This window comes from Variovorax sp. UC122_21 (assembly GCF_044056785.1).
Lineage (GTDB): Bacteria > Pseudomonadota > Gammaproteobacteria > Burkholderiales > Burkholderiaceae_C > Variovorax.
The window spans coordinates 2,238,199-2,250,910 of record NZ_CP172003.1 but is presented as its reverse complement, the minus strand read 5'-3'; the positions used below and the strand labels follow the sequence as shown (position 1 = coordinate 2,250,910).

The following is a 12,712-nucleotide window of genomic DNA, read 5'->3' as shown; positions in this document are numbered from 1 at the left end:
TGCCCGCATCCACGTCGCTGACCTGCAGCCCGGTCAAACCGACCGTGGTGTCCTCGTTGGTCGTGAAGTTCGCGGGCAGCGTGTTGACGGGTGCATCGTTGACGGCCGTGACTGTCAAGGTCAGTGTTGAAGTCGCGGTGGCCGTGCCATCGCTCACGGTGTAGGTCACGACCGGCGGCGAGCCGTTGTAGTTGGCGGCCGGTGTGAAGGTATAGGCGCCGTTGGCCGCGATGGTCAGCGTGCCGACGCCAGCGAGGGTGGCCGTCTGCCCCGCCGTGTAGGTCGTGCCGTTGACCACGAACTGCGTCACGCTCAGCGTGTCGCCATCCACGTCGCTGTCGTTGGTCAGCACATTGCCGGTGGCGCTCGTGTCCTCGGCGACGGTGTTGCTGTCGGGACTGCCGACGGGCGCGTCGTTGACCGCCGTGATGTTGAAGCTGAAGGTATTCGGCGTGGGGTCGGTGTTCTGGCCACCGTTGGCGGTGCTGCCGTTGTCGACCACCTGGAAGGTGAAGCTGCCCAGGCCGTTGCCGTTGATATTGGCCGCCGGCGTGAAGGTCAGCAGGCCGAGGCTGCCCACCGGGATGCTCTGCCCTGCCGTGACCGCCACGCCATTGAGGCGCAGCACGCCCTGCGAAGCCGGCGGCAGCGTGGTGATGATCACCGACTGCAAAGTGTTGGGCGGGCTGTCGTTGGCGTCGGTGATCGGGAAGTCGGTGGCCGAGAAGGTGTAGGTACCGTCCTCGTTGAGCGTGACCGTGCGATCGGCGCCCGAGGGCGCGTCGGCCACCGAATTGATCGTGAGGGTGGCGGTGTCGATGTCGGTCAGCGCGCCGCCCGAGCCAGTGTTGCCCAGGTCGCTCGTGGTCATGGTCAGCGTCACGCTGCCGCTGGCATTGGCCACGGGCACGTAGTTGGGCCGCGAAGCGCTCGCGAGGTAGGCATTGATGCTCGCGAGCGAGCCTTCGAGCACCAGCGTGCCGGTGCCGCTGCCGGTGACCGTGACGCCGCTGCCGGCCGTCGCGGTCAGCGCGCCGGTGGGCACGCTGAGCGTCACGCGCACATTGCCCGTGCCGGCATCCACATCGCTGACCTGCAGCCCGGTCAAACCGACCGTGGTGTCCTCGTTGGTCGTGAAGTTCGCGGGCAGCGTGTTGACCGGCGCATCGTTGACGGCCGTGACCGTCAGGGTCAGCGTCGAAGTCGCCGTGGCCGCGCCGTCGCTCACGGTGTAGGTCACGACCGGCGGCGAGCCGTTGTAGTTGGCCGCGGGCGTGAAGGTGTAGCTGCCGTTGGCGTTGATCACCAGCGTGCCGACGCCAGCGATGGCGGCCGTCTGCCCCGCCGTGTAGGTGCTGCCGTTGACCACGAACTGCGTCACGCTCAGCGTGTCGCCGTCCACGTCGCTGTCGTTGGTCAGCACATTGCCGGTGGCGCTCGTGTCCTCGGCGATGCTGTTGGTGTCGGGGCTGCCGATGGGCGCGTCGTTGACGGCCGTGATGTTGAAGCTGAAGGTATTCGGGGTCGGGTCGGTGTTCACGCCGCCGTTGGCGGTGCTGCCGTTGTCGACCACCTGGAAGGTGAAGCTGCCGAGCCCGTTGCCGTTGATGTTGGCCGCGGGCGTGAAGGTCAGCAGGCCGAGGCTGCCCACCGGGATGCTCTGCCCGGCAGTGACCGCCACGCCATTGAACCGCAGCACGCCCTGCGAAGCAGGCGGCAGCGTGGTGATGATCACCGACTGCAAGGTGTTGGGCGGGCTGTCGTTGGCGTCGGTGATCGGGAAGTCGGCGGCCGAGAAGGTGTAGGTGCCGTCCTCGTTGAACGTGACCGTGCGGTCGGTGCCCGAGGGCGCGTCGGCCACCGAGTTGATCGTGATGGTCGCCGTGTCGATGTCGGTCAGCGCGCCGCCCGAGCCGGTGTTGCCCAGGTCGCTCGTGGTCATGGTCAGCGTCACGCTGCCATTGGCGTTGGCGGCCGGCACGTAGTTGGGCCGCGAGGCGCTGGCCAGGTAGGCGTTGATGCTCGTCAGCGAGCCCTCGAGCACCAGCGTGCCGGTGCCGCTGCCGGTGACCGCGACGCCGCCGCCGGCCGTCGCGGTCAGCGCGCCGCTGGGCACGCTGAGCGTCACACGCACATTGCCGCTGCCCGCGTCCACGTCGCTGACCTGCAGGCCGGTCAGGCCGACGGTGGTGTCCTCGTTGGTGCTGAAGCCCGCCGGCAGCGTGTTGACCGGCGCATCGTTTGACCGGCGCGACGTTGATCGTCGAGCTCACGGTGTTGGAGTTGGCGGCCGCGTCGTTGACCGTGTAGCTCACGGTGCGCACCAGCGCCGACGGGTCCTCCGAGGTGTTGGAGTACTGCACCGCGCGCAGCGCGGCCTGCCACTGGGCCACGGTGGCCGTGTTGCCGGCCGAGCTCAGCGTGAGCACGCCGGTGGCGGCGTTGTAGCTGGCCGTGATGTTGCCCATGGTGGCGGGCACGTTGGTGAAGGCCAGCACGTCCTGGCCGGCCACGAAGTTGCCGCTGATCGCCACCGTGGCGCTCGCCAGCGTGGTGTTGTCGAGGTCGGCGACGACGATGGCGCCGTTGATCGCGGCGGCCGCGCCGTTCTCGGTGTAGTTGAGCGTCGAGCCGGTGCTGAGCGTGGGCGCGTCGTTGACCGCGATCACGTTGACCGTCGAGGCCACGGTGTTCGAGTTGGCCGCGCTGTCGTTGACGGTGAAGCTCACCGTGCGCGCCGCGGTCGAGGGGTTGTCGCTGCTGTTCGCGTACTGCACCGCGCGCAGCGCGGCCTGCCACTGGGCCAGCGTGGCCGTGTTGCCGGCCGAGCTCAGCGTGAGCACGCCGGTGGCGGCGTTGTAGCTGGCCGTGATGTTGCCCATGGTGGCGGGCACGTTGGTGAAGGCCAGCACGTCCTGGCCCGAGACGAAACCGCCGGTGATCGCCACCGTGGCGCTGGCCAGCGTGGTGTTGTCCACGTCGGCGACGGTGATCGCGCCGTTGACCGCGGTGCCCGCGCCGTTCTCGGTGTAGCTCACGGTCGAGCCGGTGGCGAGCACCGGCGCGTCGTTGACCGGCACCACCGTGATCAGCGTGTGGGCCGTGTTCGAGTTGAACGCGCCGTCGCTCACGGTCACCGTGATGTCGCGCACCGGCGATCCGCTGGGGTTCTGGCTGGTGTTCTCGAAGGTGATCGACTGGATCAGGCTGGCATAGACCGCCTTGGTGGCCGAGCCGCTGAGGTTGATGGTGGTGACGCCGCCCGCCACGCTCACCGTGTAGGTCACGCCGTTCACGGTGCCGGTGGAGCCGTTCGCGAGCGCAGTGCCGCCGATGCGCATCAGGTCGCCGGCCTGGCCGTTGGTCAGCACGATCTGCGCCGACAGCATGTTGGCCGAGTCGCTGTCGACGATGGTGACGGCCGGGTTCGCGATCGACACCGCCGTGCCGTCCTCGGTGAAGGTGCCGCTCCAGTCGCGTCCCGGCGTGGCGTCGGTGTAGGTCAGCACGCGCACGTTGTCGATCGCCACGTCGTCGGCCGCCACCAGCAGCGCGCCGCCCGGCGCGTAGTTGAAGGTCAGCGCGCCGTTGTTGGCCACCGAGCTCGGCAGGTTGATGGTGACGTCGGTGAAGCTGAAGCTGCCCTGCGTGCTGACGGCGATGGTGCTGTTGGGACCGGAGGCGCCGTTGAAGTACTCGACGGTCGCGATGTTCGAGCCCGAGCGGCCGGTGGTGATGGTGGCGTAGACCACGCCGCCCACGCTGATGGTGAACACGCCCGAGACGTTGGAATCGCCGATGCCCAGCAGGCCGTTGTTGTTCCAGCTGAAGCCGAACACCACCTGCGCCGCGCCGTTGATGCCGGGGCCGAACTGCAGGCCGGTGTAGCCCGACTGCGTGAGCGCGCCGTTGGTGACGTCCGAGGTCCACTGCGCGCGGTCGTTGCTGAAGGTGGTCGAGCCGCTCGAGGTCCAGCCCGTGCCGCCGCCGGTGAAGCCGCCGTTGACCGCCACGTCGGTGGTCGGGATGTTGGAGTTCAGGTCGATGATCGGCGGGTTCTTCGCATAGGCGAAGTCCAGCGTCAGGTCGCTCGCGCCGATGGTGGCCAGCGAGACCGCGCGCGCCACGGCGCCGTTGAGCGGCGCGCTGCCGCCCAGCACGTTGTTGGTGTCGGTCACGCGCACCACGTAGGCGCCGGGCAGCACGCCGGTGAAGCGGTAGTTGCCGCCGGCATCGGTGGTGTCGGTGGCCAGCACGCGCTCGCCGGTGTCGGCCACGCCGTTGCCGTTGACGTCGTCCACCAGCTGCACCGTGACGTTGCCGATGCCGCTGTCGCCGCTGCCGAAGGCGCCGTCGCCGTTGTTGTCGTCGAAGACGCGGTCGCCGATCACGCCGGTGGCCGGCACCGCGCCCGCGCCGTCGGCCACCGAGCCGCCGATGGTGGTCGAGCCGTCGGTGGTCACGCTCAGGGTGGAGATCACCGCGCCGGTCAGCGGGTTGATGTTCTGGATCGAGGTGCCGCCCAGCGCATAGAGGTTGCCGTTGGAGGCGGTCGCGAGCTGGATCGAGCTGGCCGAATAGCTCACGTTGGTGAGCTGCGCGCCGCTCGTGAGGTCGTAGCGCACGAACGAGCGGCCGTTGTTGTCGTTGCTGCCCACGCTGATCAGCGCGTTGTTGGCGGTGTCGATCGCGAGGTCGCCCCAGTCGGTGCCGCCCGAGACCGCGCTGACCAGCACCGAGGTGCCGGTGATGCTGCGGCCGTCCGACGCGAAGTTGAGCCGGTAGATGCGGTCGGCGCTGTTGGCGCCGGTCACGTTCTCCACGCCCAGGTACATGGTGCCGTTGGCGAAGGCCGCGCCGCCGCCGCTCACGCCCTGCGAGCCGGCCACCACCACGCTGCCGGCATCCGTGATGTCGGAATCGATCAGGATGTGGGTGTTGTTGATGTAGTCGTAGGCGAACAGCGCGCGCGAGCTGGTGGAGGCGCCGTCGAAGTAGTAGATGAGCCCCGCGGCCGCATTGAGCGACAGCGCGTTGGGCGTGCCGCCGACCTGCACGCCGCCGACCGAGTTGGGCACCGAGGTGATGACGGTGGCGCGGCCGGTGGCGACGTCGATGCTCACGATGTCGCGGCCGTAGACGCCGAGCACCGCGCCGGCGCCGTTGTTGGCCACCGCGTCGAGCGTGCCGTCGAACAGGGCCTGCGTGCGCTCGTCCACCGCCAGCGCGGTGTCGACCTGGCCGACGCGGTATTCGAGGTTCCAGTCGCCGCCCAGGCGCGCCGCGCCGGTCACGTCGTCGGAGGCCGCCACGTCGGCGCCGGTGAGGCGGGCCAGGCTGTGGGCGAACTGCTGGCCGACCACCCCCTCGGCGGTCTCGCAGCCGTAGAGCAGGATGTCGCCGTCCGCGCCCAGTGCCGCGCCGATGGCCGCGAGGTCGGCCGCGCGCTCGGACAGCGCCGCGTTGTCGTAGACCGCGTTGCCCAGCCGGATCTCGCCCGGATCGCCGTGCGAGAGGATGTGGATCGCGCCGATGTCGGTGCGCCCGCGCAGCGCCTGCTCGATCTGCGCCAGGCCGTCGCTGTTGCGGTCGAGGAACACCACCTCGGCCGAGGGATCGATGCCCGCGAGCAAGGTGGCGGCGTTCTCCACGCCGCCGTCGATGAAGACGATCTGCGCGCCGCCGCGCTCCTGCGGCGCCTGCATGCCCGCCAGCGCATCGGCCAGGCTGGCGCCGTGCCCCGCGTCGCCCCAGGGCGCGCCGCCCGCGTGCGCGGGGCCGGCGTCGGCATGCAGCTCGGCGGTGCGGCCGCCGGCCGGCTCGGCGGGCGCGGCCGAGCCCACCGCGGGCGCCTCACCCGCCGGTGCCTCGTGGCCCGGCGGCACGGCCGCGGGCGGCGGCGCGTGATCGGCCTGCCGCGCCGCGTCGGCGAGCGCCGCCTCGGCCTGCTGGGTGGCGGCCTGCTGCGCCAGCACTTCCGCGCCGGTGGCGACGGCCGCCGCATCGAACATGTAGCGCGCCTCGAGCGCCATGGCCCGCAGGCCGAAGCGCGAATCGGACGGTGCCGGCGGCGCGGGGCGCACGGAACGCTTGCCGGGACGGGGAGTCTTTCTGGCCATGGTTCAGATCGGGCTGGAGGGAGTGGCGCGGCGCGCGCACGCGAGGTGCGGCGCCGGGGCGAGGAAGCTGAATGCCGGGCGGCGGGTGGCCACCGGCGGCGGTTCGGGCCGGCGTCGCGTCGTGTTCCTGCACCAGGCACGCCGCGGGGACTGCGGCGAAGGCATGCGAATGGCACGAATCGGACTTGTCATTCCAAACACCTACAGAAGGTTTGAAGCGATGCGCGCGGGCGAAGGCCCGCGCCAGCCGGTCGAAGACGCGCGATTTAAGAGGGCGTCGCGAGGCTTGGAAAGACAGTTCTTAACAATTTGTTAAATTTGAAAGTGCGCCATCCGGCGATAGACGGGGCGGCATTTCTGCACTAGGCAGTGCAGGTCGCGACTGGACTGTTTTTCTCGTCGACTGGTCAGTTCTTGCGTGGTTGCAGGCTGTTGCGAGAGATAACGGCTGCGGCCCCTCGGTGGCTCGCGTCCGCGCGCAGCGATGGCTGAGGGGAAGCTGACCACGACATGTAATGGAAAGTGACGCCAGTGTCCGCACGATCGGCGTGGCCGGGGGCCGAGGCACCGTTACACAAGAATGAGCGGGATGTCGGATGCCCCCACGGAATTCCAGAGCGTGGGCATGCCACTGCGGCGGCGCAGCATGAATGGCATGAGAACTTGCGCATTGCCTGAGGCCTAAAGGCCTCGCGCGGCACCGCCGTCCGCGGCTTCAGCGGCGTGCGGCCCAATCGCGCAAGGCGTCCGCCAGCGCCAGCACCGCGGCGCGCTCCTCGTCCTTGCGCCGCACCAGGAAGACGTCGGCCGAGATCCGCGGCGCCTGCGGCTCCTCCACCAGCGGGCAGATCGCGACCGATTCCGCGCGCTGCGCCGCGATCGAGCCCGGCACCACCGACACCCCCAGCCCCGCGGCCACGAGGTTGAGCACCGCGCTGACCTCCACCACCTGCTGCACGATGCGCGGCTCGAAGCGCGCGAAGATGCAGGCGCCGTGGATCGCATCGACGAACAGCGAGGAGCCGAGGCGGAAGAAGACGAAATCCTCGTCGCGCAGCTCGGCCAGGCGCAGGCCCTCGCGCCCGGCCAGCGGATGGCCCGGCGGCAGCACCACCACCGGCGTGTCGCGCCACAGCAGGTCGGATGCGAAGGCCGGCGTGTCGGGGATGCCGCGCGAGAAGCACAGGTCGATGCCGCGATCGCCGAGCGCCGTGAACTGGTCGACCGGCGCCATCTCCAGCAGCACCACCTCCACGCGCGGGCGCTGCTGGCGGAAGGCCTGGATGAAGCGCGGCAGCGGTCCGAGGAAATGCGATCCCGTGAGGCCCACCGTGACGCGGCCCTCGAGCCCGCGCGCCACCCGCGCCAGCTGCGCGCGCCCTTCCTCGAGCCGCTCGAGCACCGTCACCACATGCGGCAGGAACACCCGGCCCGCCTCGCTGAGCTCCACGCTGCGGCTGGTGCGCGCCAGCAGCCGCACGCCGAGCTCCTGCTCGAGGTTGCTCATCTGCTGGCTCAGCGGCGGCTGCGAGATGTGGAGCTTTTCCGCCGCCTTGGTGAAGCTGCGCTCGGCGGCGATGGCGGCGAAGTAGCGGAGTTGGCGAAGTTCCATGGGCGGCGGCGCGCGAGGCGGCCATCTATTCGAAGTCAGTATAGGTAGTTCTCAACTCTGTATTGGACGCTATGGATCGCGCTCGCGACCATGGCGCCACCGAAGCAATTCGGCCGCAGGACTCGCCCACCCCAGGACGGCGCGTGTCCGATTCCCGCAAAACCCCAAGACATGACGAAAAGCAGACGATGACCCGATGGATGAAATTCGCCGCGGCGATCCTGTGCGCGAGCGCGCTGCCGGCGCTCGCGCAGCCCTACCCTTCCCGGCCCGTGAGCATCGTGGTGCCGCATGGCGCGGGCGGCGCCAACGACGCCATCGCGCGGCCCTTCTCGCATGCGATCGGCGCCCGGCTCGGCCAGTCGTTCATCGTCGACAACCGCGCGGGCGCGGGCGGCAACATCGGCACCGGCTACGTGGCACGCGGCACGCCCGACGGCTACACCCTGCTGCTGACGGTGGGCAGCAGCTACACCATCAGTCCCTTCCTGTACAAAGCGGTGCCCTTCGATCCGCTGAAGGACTTCGAGCCCATCGGCATGGTCGCCACCGCGCCCTACGTGCTGGTGGTCAATCCCGCGCTGCCCGTGAAGACGGTGCAGGACCTCGTGACCCTGGCGCGCAGCCAGCCCGGCGCGCTCCACATGGCCTCGGCCGGCAACGGCAGCCTCGACCACCTGCTCGGCGAGATGTTCAAGTCGGCCGCGGGCGTCGACATGGTGCACGTGCCCTACCGCGGCGCCTCGGCGGCCAACACCGACCTCGTCTCGGGCCAGGTCTCCGTCACCTTCACCAGCTGGCCCAGCGTGATGTCCTTCGTCAACGCGGGCAAGCTGCGGCTGATCGCCGTCGCCTCGCCCGCGCGTTCGCCGCTGCTGCCGAACGTGCCCACCATCGCCGAGACGGTGCCCGGCGTGTCGGCCATCTCGTGGTACGGCCTCTTCGCGCCGGCGGCCACACCGAAGGAGGTGAGCGCGAAGCTGCGCACCGAGACGGCGGCGCTGCTCAAGGACAAGGCCTTCCAGGAGACGCTCAAGGCCCAGGGCGCCGAGGCCGCCACCGTGGACACGGCGCGTTTCTCCGAGATCATCCGCACCGACCTCCAGCAATGGGCTCGGATCGTGAAGGCGACGGGCGCGCATGTCGACTGATCGCACCGGGACAGCCGCCATGCCGAGCGCACACGACAACTACCAGGGCGTCTGGGGCCACCGGATCAGCTTCGGCCAGCGCGGCGCGCTGCTGCTGATCGATTTCGTCAAGGCCTACACCCTGCCGGGCTCGCCGCTCTACGCCGAGGGCGTGGTGAGCGCGGTGGACCACGGTGCCGAGCTGCTGCGCGCCGCGCGCGAGGCCGGCATGCCGGTTCTCCACACGACCATCGTGCACCAGTCGAAGAACTTCGCCGACGCGGGTGCCTGGTACCGCAAGTCGCCGGTGCTCGAATGCTTCAAGTCGCGGCCCTTCAACGAGTTCTGCGACGCGGTCGTGCCGCTGGCCGACGAGATCGTGCTGCAGAAGCAGTACGCGAGCGCCTTCTTTGGGACCAGCCTCGCGAGCACCCTGTTCGCGCTGCGCGTCGACACCCTGCTGGTCACCGGCTGCTCGACCAGCGGCTGCGTGCGCGCCACCGCGGTCGACGGCGTGCAGCACGGCTTCAACGTGATGGTGGTGCGCGAAGCCGTCGGCGACCGCCATCCCGATCCGCACGAGGCGAACCTGTTCGACATCGACAGCAAGTACGGCGATGTCGTTTCGAAGGCGCGGACGCTGGAGTTCATCGCGCGCGCCCCTTCCTCCCTTCAGCATGGAGCCTGAGATGAACCCTCTTCGTCGCGCATCGCTGGTCGCGGGCTGCGGCCTGGCGCTCTCGCCCCTGGCTTTCGCTCAGGCCGCGCCGTTTCCGTCGCGCCCCGTACGTCTCGTCGTGCCGGCCGCGCCCGGCGGCAGCGCGGACAAGAATTCGCGCGCGCTCTCCGACAGGCTGTCCGAGCTGTGGAAGCAGCCCGTGATCGTCGACTACAAGCCGGGCGCGAACACGATCATCGGATCGGACCACGTGGCCAGGAGCGCGCCCGATGGCCGCACGCTGCTGGTCAACTCGGCGGCGCTGGCGGTGAACCCCGGCATCTATCCGAAGTTGCCCTACGACACGCTGCAGGACCTGGTGGCGGTCACCATGATCAGCACGGCGCCCTTCGCCCTGGTGGTGCATCCGGAGGTACCGGCCCGCGACATCCAGGCCTTTCTCGCGCTCGCGCGCGAGAAGCCCGCGGCGCTGTCCTTCGGCACCGCCGAATCGCGCGCGCTGCTGGCCGGGCACCAGTTCAACCTGGCGGCCGGCACGCGGCTGCAGAGCGTGCCGTTCAAGGGCGCCGGCGCCCTCATGAACGACCTCGTCGCCGGGCATGTGCCGGTGGCCTTCTCGGCGCTGAGCTCGGTGCAGGCGCAGGTGGCCGCGGGGCGCTTGCGCCTGCTGGGCGTGGCCACCCGCGCGCCGTCGCCGCTCGCACCGCAGGCAACCGCGCTCGCCGCCGCGGCCGTGCCGGGCTTCGAGGCCGAGTCCTGGTTCGGCCTGTTCGCGCCGCGGGGCACGCCACCGGCGCTGGCAGCGCGCCTTCGGCAGGACGTGGCCGCGGTGCTGCGCGAGCGCGAGGTGGCGGCGCGCTTCGAGGCCATGGGCGCGCAGCCGGTCGGCGACGAACCGCAGGCCTTCGCCGCGCGCGTGCGCGCCGACGTGGAGATGGCGACCCGGGTCGCGCGCGCCGCCAACATCCAGCCGGAGTAGCGCCGATGCTGTTCATGCTGAAGGTGAAGTACGTGCCGGCCCCGGGCCTCGGCGACGCGCAGGCCGCCGAGCTGCGCCGCCGCCACGACGAAGAGGTCGGCCGACTCGCCGCGCGGGGCACGTTGCTGGGCATCTGGCGCATTGCAGGCACGCGCTCCAACCTGAGCCTCTGGCAGTTCGAGAATGCGCAGGCGCTGCACGACGCCGTGGGCCGGTTGCCGCTGTTCGCCCACCTGGAGATCGAGGCCACGCCGCTCGCCCGGCATCACCTGGGCGGGCTCTGCCGCGTCGACGCGCAGCCGGTGCCGGGGCTTTCCTGAGCGCGCACGAAGGCGAGGCCTGCCTTTGCATAATCGCGGCCCCCGCGAGGCGTGCCCAGGTGCCGCCTCGCCGTCCGTCCACCGTCCACAGCCACCCTTGCGATTGCCATGCCCCACCTGATCGTCGAACACACCCGCAACATCCCCGGCTTCGAGCCGCACGCGGCCTTGCGTGCCGTCAATGCGGCACTGGCCGCCTCGGGGCATTTCGAGGAGGCCGACATCAAGAGCCGGGCCCATGCCGTCGACACCTTCGAGATCGGCACCGCGCCCGAGGCGCGCGGCTTCGTGGCCGCGCAGCTGCTGATCCTGTCCGGCCGCCCGGCCGAGGCGAAGCGGCAGTTGTCGCGGCTGGTGCTCGAGACGCTGCGGGCCGCCCTTCCGGCCGAACCGGCGCTGCAGCTCCAGGTGTCGGTGGAGATCGTGGACATCGAGCGCGACAGCTACGCGAAGACGGTCCTGGGCGGCGCGCGAAGCACCGCCCGGATGAAGCATCGCCCACGCCCCCTCAGGCGTGCGGATGCATGAAGAACTGCGCGATCAGCGTGGCGCCGAGAAAGGTGCCGGCATTCGCCGCGAACGACGTCACCACGATGCGCCAGCCGAGCCGGCGGAAGGCCGGCACGTCCTTCGCGATCGACAGCCCCGCGAAGGTGATGATCGGGGTGGCGAGCGCGAGGAAGTTGACGCTGCCCGTCAGGTCCGCCACGAGCGCCGCTGCGGGGAACGCCGGCGAGGTCAGGAACATGCCCACCACCGAAACCCAGATCACGGCCGGGACCCGGCGCCGCGTGAGCAGGTACAGGGCATATCCGGCCGCCACCGCCGCGACGATCAATCCCATGCCCCCGAGCACCCGCAGGTCGACCGGCGTGCCGAAGCCCAGCCGGTTGGCGCAGACGCCGATCGCTCCCACCAGCAGCCACACCAGCGCCAGCATGCCGAAGCCGAGGCGAAACGGCCGGCTCTCGGCCACGGTCGCTGCGGGCTCGTCGATGCTGGCGACGGTGCGCCGGCCGATCAGCGGTTCCAGGTGCCGGTAGGCCCAGATGGTGAACGGCAGCGACAGGTACAGCGTGAAGTAGGTGCCGATGGTGGTCGTGATGAGGTTGCTCGCGCCGGCGAACGCGGCCACCTCCCTGGCCATCTCGGGTGTCTGCTGCGCGGCGATGGAGCCCGCCGCCGCCGCCATCATGCTGCCCGAGCCGACGCCCGCGCCCATGGCGAGCGCCAGCGGATGGAAGACGCCGCTGCTGGCCAGCAGGCCGGCCAGCAGCGCGATGAAGACGGTGCCGAACACGCTGCCCGTGAGGTACTCGGCCAGCACGCCATGGCCCTCGGGCGAGTTCATGCCGAAGCGCTCGCCGATGATCGCCAGGCTCGGTTCGCGGCCCACCGAGAAGGTGGCGCCGATGGCCTGGCGCTTGATGCCCAACAGCAGCGCCACCGGCAGCCCGAACACGGCCGTGCCGAGGAAGTGGCCGAACTCCTGGAACACCAGCCCGAAGCCGGTCGCGGCGATCTTCGGCAGCGAGCCGCCGACCAGCAGCCCGAGCTTGGCGATGAACAGCAGCAGCGCGGGCTGCAGGATCGCGGCCGCGAGGTGCTGCGCGTCGAGATCGATGCGCGCCGCGACCGGCAGGCGGCGCGCGAGGAGACCGAGCGCCGCGCCCATGAGCAGCGCCCAGAGCAGCGGCAGCAGCACGATCCTCGCGGGACCGACGGCGATGCTGAAACTGCCGATGAGCTCGGCGACGATCACGATGGCCAAGGCGGCGATCCACAGCCTGCAGGCGGTGGACAGCTTGACGGCGGGTGCGTCCATCGAGGACACGGCAGGCACGGACATGGAGGCTTTCGTTGAATGAAGGGG

The 12,712-nt window shown here is 70.3% G+C and carries 15 protein-coding genes and 2 pseudogenes; 13 read left to right on the top strand and 4 right to left on the bottom strand.

Translation table 11 applies throughout. The features are described 5' to 3' along the window. Positions 1 to 139 precede the first annotated feature (139 nt). Positions 140 to 1,942 (bottom strand): annotated as a pseudogene (locus ACHMXE_RS11455) (beta strand repeat-containing protein); the annotation flags it as partial. A 374-nt stretch (positions 1,943 to 2,316) separates the two neighbouring features. Here ACHMXE_RS11455 and ACHMXE_RS11450 point away from each other — a divergent pair. The 8 genes from ACHMXE_RS11450 (at position 2,317) to ACHMXE_RS11415 (ending at position 4,068) form a co-directional block, all read left to right on the top strand. After that, positions 2,317 to 2,448, top strand: a complete 132-nt coding sequence (locus ACHMXE_RS11450) for a hypothetical protein (RefSeq protein ID WP_395346068.1) — start codon at positions 2,317 to 2,319, stop codon at positions 2,446 to 2,448. Positions 2,449 to 2,454: 6 nt separating this feature from the next. After that, the gene (locus ACHMXE_RS11445) at positions 2,455 to 2,619 is read left to right on the top strand and encodes a hypothetical protein (protein WP_395346067.1); all 165 of its coding nucleotides are present in this window, start codon (positions 2,455 to 2,457) and stop codon (positions 2,617 to 2,619) included. Beyond that, positions 2,620 to 2,862 carry a hypothetical protein gene (locus ACHMXE_RS11440; RefSeq protein ID WP_395346066.1) on the top strand — a complete coding sequence of 81 codons (243 nt, stop codon included), beginning with the start codon at positions 2,620 to 2,622 and terminating at the stop codon, positions 2,860 to 2,862. Positions 2,863 to 2,868: 6 nt separating this feature from the next. Then, positions 2,869 to 3,033, top strand: a complete 165-nt coding sequence (locus tag ACHMXE_RS11435; protein WP_395346064.1) for a hypothetical protein — start codon at positions 2,869 to 2,871, stop codon at positions 3,031 to 3,033. A gap of 36 nt (positions 3,034 to 3,069) precedes the next feature. Beyond that, positions 3,070 to 3,216: a hypothetical protein gene (locus tag ACHMXE_RS11430; RefSeq protein ID WP_395346063.1), complete on the top strand. Its 147-nt coding sequence runs from the start codon at positions 3,070 to 3,072 to the stop codon at positions 3,214 to 3,216. Between the two features lie 117 nt (positions 3,217 to 3,333). Then, positions 3,334 to 3,501: a hypothetical protein gene (locus ACHMXE_RS11425; RefSeq protein WP_395346061.1), complete on the top strand. Its 168-nt coding sequence runs from the start codon at positions 3,334 to 3,336 to the stop codon at positions 3,499 to 3,501. A gap of 69 nt (positions 3,502 to 3,570) precedes the next feature. Then, positions 3,571 to 3,747, top strand: a complete 177-nt coding sequence (locus ACHMXE_RS11420) for a hypothetical protein (protein WP_395346060.1) — start codon at positions 3,571 to 3,573, stop codon at positions 3,745 to 3,747. Positions 3,748 to 3,912: 165 nt separating this feature from the next. Then, positions 3,913 to 4,068 carry a hypothetical protein gene (locus tag ACHMXE_RS11415; RefSeq protein WP_395346059.1) on the top strand — a complete coding sequence of 52 codons (156 nt, stop codon included), beginning with the start codon at positions 3,913 to 3,915 and terminating at the stop codon, positions 4,066 to 4,068. A 152-nt stretch (positions 4,069 to 4,220) separates the two neighbouring features. Here ACHMXE_RS11415 and ACHMXE_RS11410 read toward each other — a convergent pair. Then, positions 4,221 to 5,705: pseudogene (locus ACHMXE_RS11410) on the bottom strand (DUF4347 domain-containing protein); the annotation flags it as partial. A 1,129-nt stretch (positions 5,706 to 6,834) separates the two neighbouring features. Further along, entirely contained in the window at positions 6,835 to 7,731 is an 897-nt protein-coding gene (locus ACHMXE_RS11405; RefSeq protein WP_395346058.1) for a LysR substrate-binding domain-containing protein, read from the bottom strand. Positions 7,732 to 7,919: 188 nt separating this feature from the next. Between ACHMXE_RS11405 and ACHMXE_RS11400 the strand changes: the two genes are divergently transcribed. From ACHMXE_RS11400 to ACHMXE_RS11380, 5 genes are all read left to right on the top strand, one after another. Then, positions 7,920 to 8,882: a Bug family tripartite tricarboxylate transporter substrate binding protein gene (locus ACHMXE_RS11400; RefSeq protein WP_395346057.1), complete on the top strand. Its 963-nt coding sequence runs from the start codon at positions 7,920 to 7,922 to the stop codon at positions 8,880 to 8,882. Positions 8,883 to 8,901: 19 nt separating this feature from the next. Further along, positions 8,902 to 9,549, top strand: a complete 648-nt coding sequence (locus ACHMXE_RS11395; protein WP_395346056.1) for an isochorismatase family protein — start codon at positions 8,902 to 8,904, stop codon at positions 9,547 to 9,549. 1 nt (position 9,550) lies between these two features. Then, a complete protein-coding gene (locus ACHMXE_RS11390; protein WP_395346055.1) occupies positions 9,551 to 10,519 on the top strand; it encodes a Bug family tripartite tricarboxylate transporter substrate binding protein in 969 nt (322 codons plus the stop codon). Positions 10,520 to 10,524: 5 nt separating this feature from the next. Then, complete coding sequence (locus tag ACHMXE_RS11385) at positions 10,525 to 10,839, top strand: muconolactone Delta-isomerase (RefSeq protein WP_203207415.1); 315 nt, start codon at positions 10,525 to 10,527, stop codon at positions 10,837 to 10,839. A gap of 108 nt (positions 10,840 to 10,947) precedes the next feature. Continuing rightward, the gene (locus ACHMXE_RS11380) at positions 10,948 to 11,367 is read left to right on the top strand and encodes a 5-carboxymethyl-2-hydroxymuconate Delta-isomerase (RefSeq protein ID WP_395346054.1); all 420 of its coding nucleotides are present in this window, start codon (positions 10,948 to 10,950) and stop codon (positions 11,365 to 11,367) included. Here ACHMXE_RS11380 and ACHMXE_RS11375 read toward each other — a convergent pair. Then, positions 11,348 to 12,688: a DUF3100 domain-containing protein gene (locus ACHMXE_RS11375; RefSeq protein ID WP_395346053.1), complete on the bottom strand. Its 1,341-nt coding sequence runs from the start codon at positions 12,686 to 12,688 to the stop codon at positions 11,348 to 11,350. The two genes, ACHMXE_RS11380 and ACHMXE_RS11375, sit on opposite strands and share 20 nt — an antisense overlap. Between the last annotated feature and the right edge of the window lie 24 nt (positions 12,689 to 12,712).

Excerpts from the sequence above, each read along its gene's own strand:
- ACHMXE_RS11425 (WP_395346061.1), top strand. The coding sequence starts at position 3,334 with ATGCGCATCAGGTCGCCGGCCTGGCCGTTGGTCAGCACGATCTGCGCC.
- ACHMXE_RS11405 (WP_395346058.1), bottom strand. The coding sequence starts at position 7,731 with ATGGAACTTCGCCAACTCCGCTACTTCGCCGCCATCGCCGCCGAGCGC.
- ACHMXE_RS11400 (WP_395346057.1), top strand. The coding sequence starts at position 7,920 with ATGACCCGATGGATGAAATTCGCCGCGGCGATCCTGTGCGCGAGCGCG.
- ACHMXE_RS11395 (WP_395346056.1), top strand. The coding sequence starts at position 8,902 with ATGCCGAGCGCACACGACAACTACCAGGGCGTCTGGGGCCACCGGATC.
- ACHMXE_RS11390 (WP_395346055.1), top strand. The coding sequence starts at position 9,551 with ATGAACCCTCTTCGTCGCGCATCGCTGGTCGCGGGCTGCGGCCTGGCG.
- ACHMXE_RS11385 (WP_203207415.1), top strand. The coding sequence starts at position 10,525 with ATGCTGTTCATGCTGAAGGTGAAGTACGTGCCGGCCCCGGGCCTCGGC.
- ACHMXE_RS11380 (WP_395346054.1), top strand. The coding sequence starts at position 10,948 with ATGCCCCACCTGATCGTCGAACACACCCGCAACATCCCCGGCTTCGAG.
- ACHMXE_RS11375 (WP_395346053.1), bottom strand. The coding sequence starts at position 12,688 with ATGTCCGTGCCTGCCGTGTCCTCGATGGACGCACCCGCCGTCAAGCTG.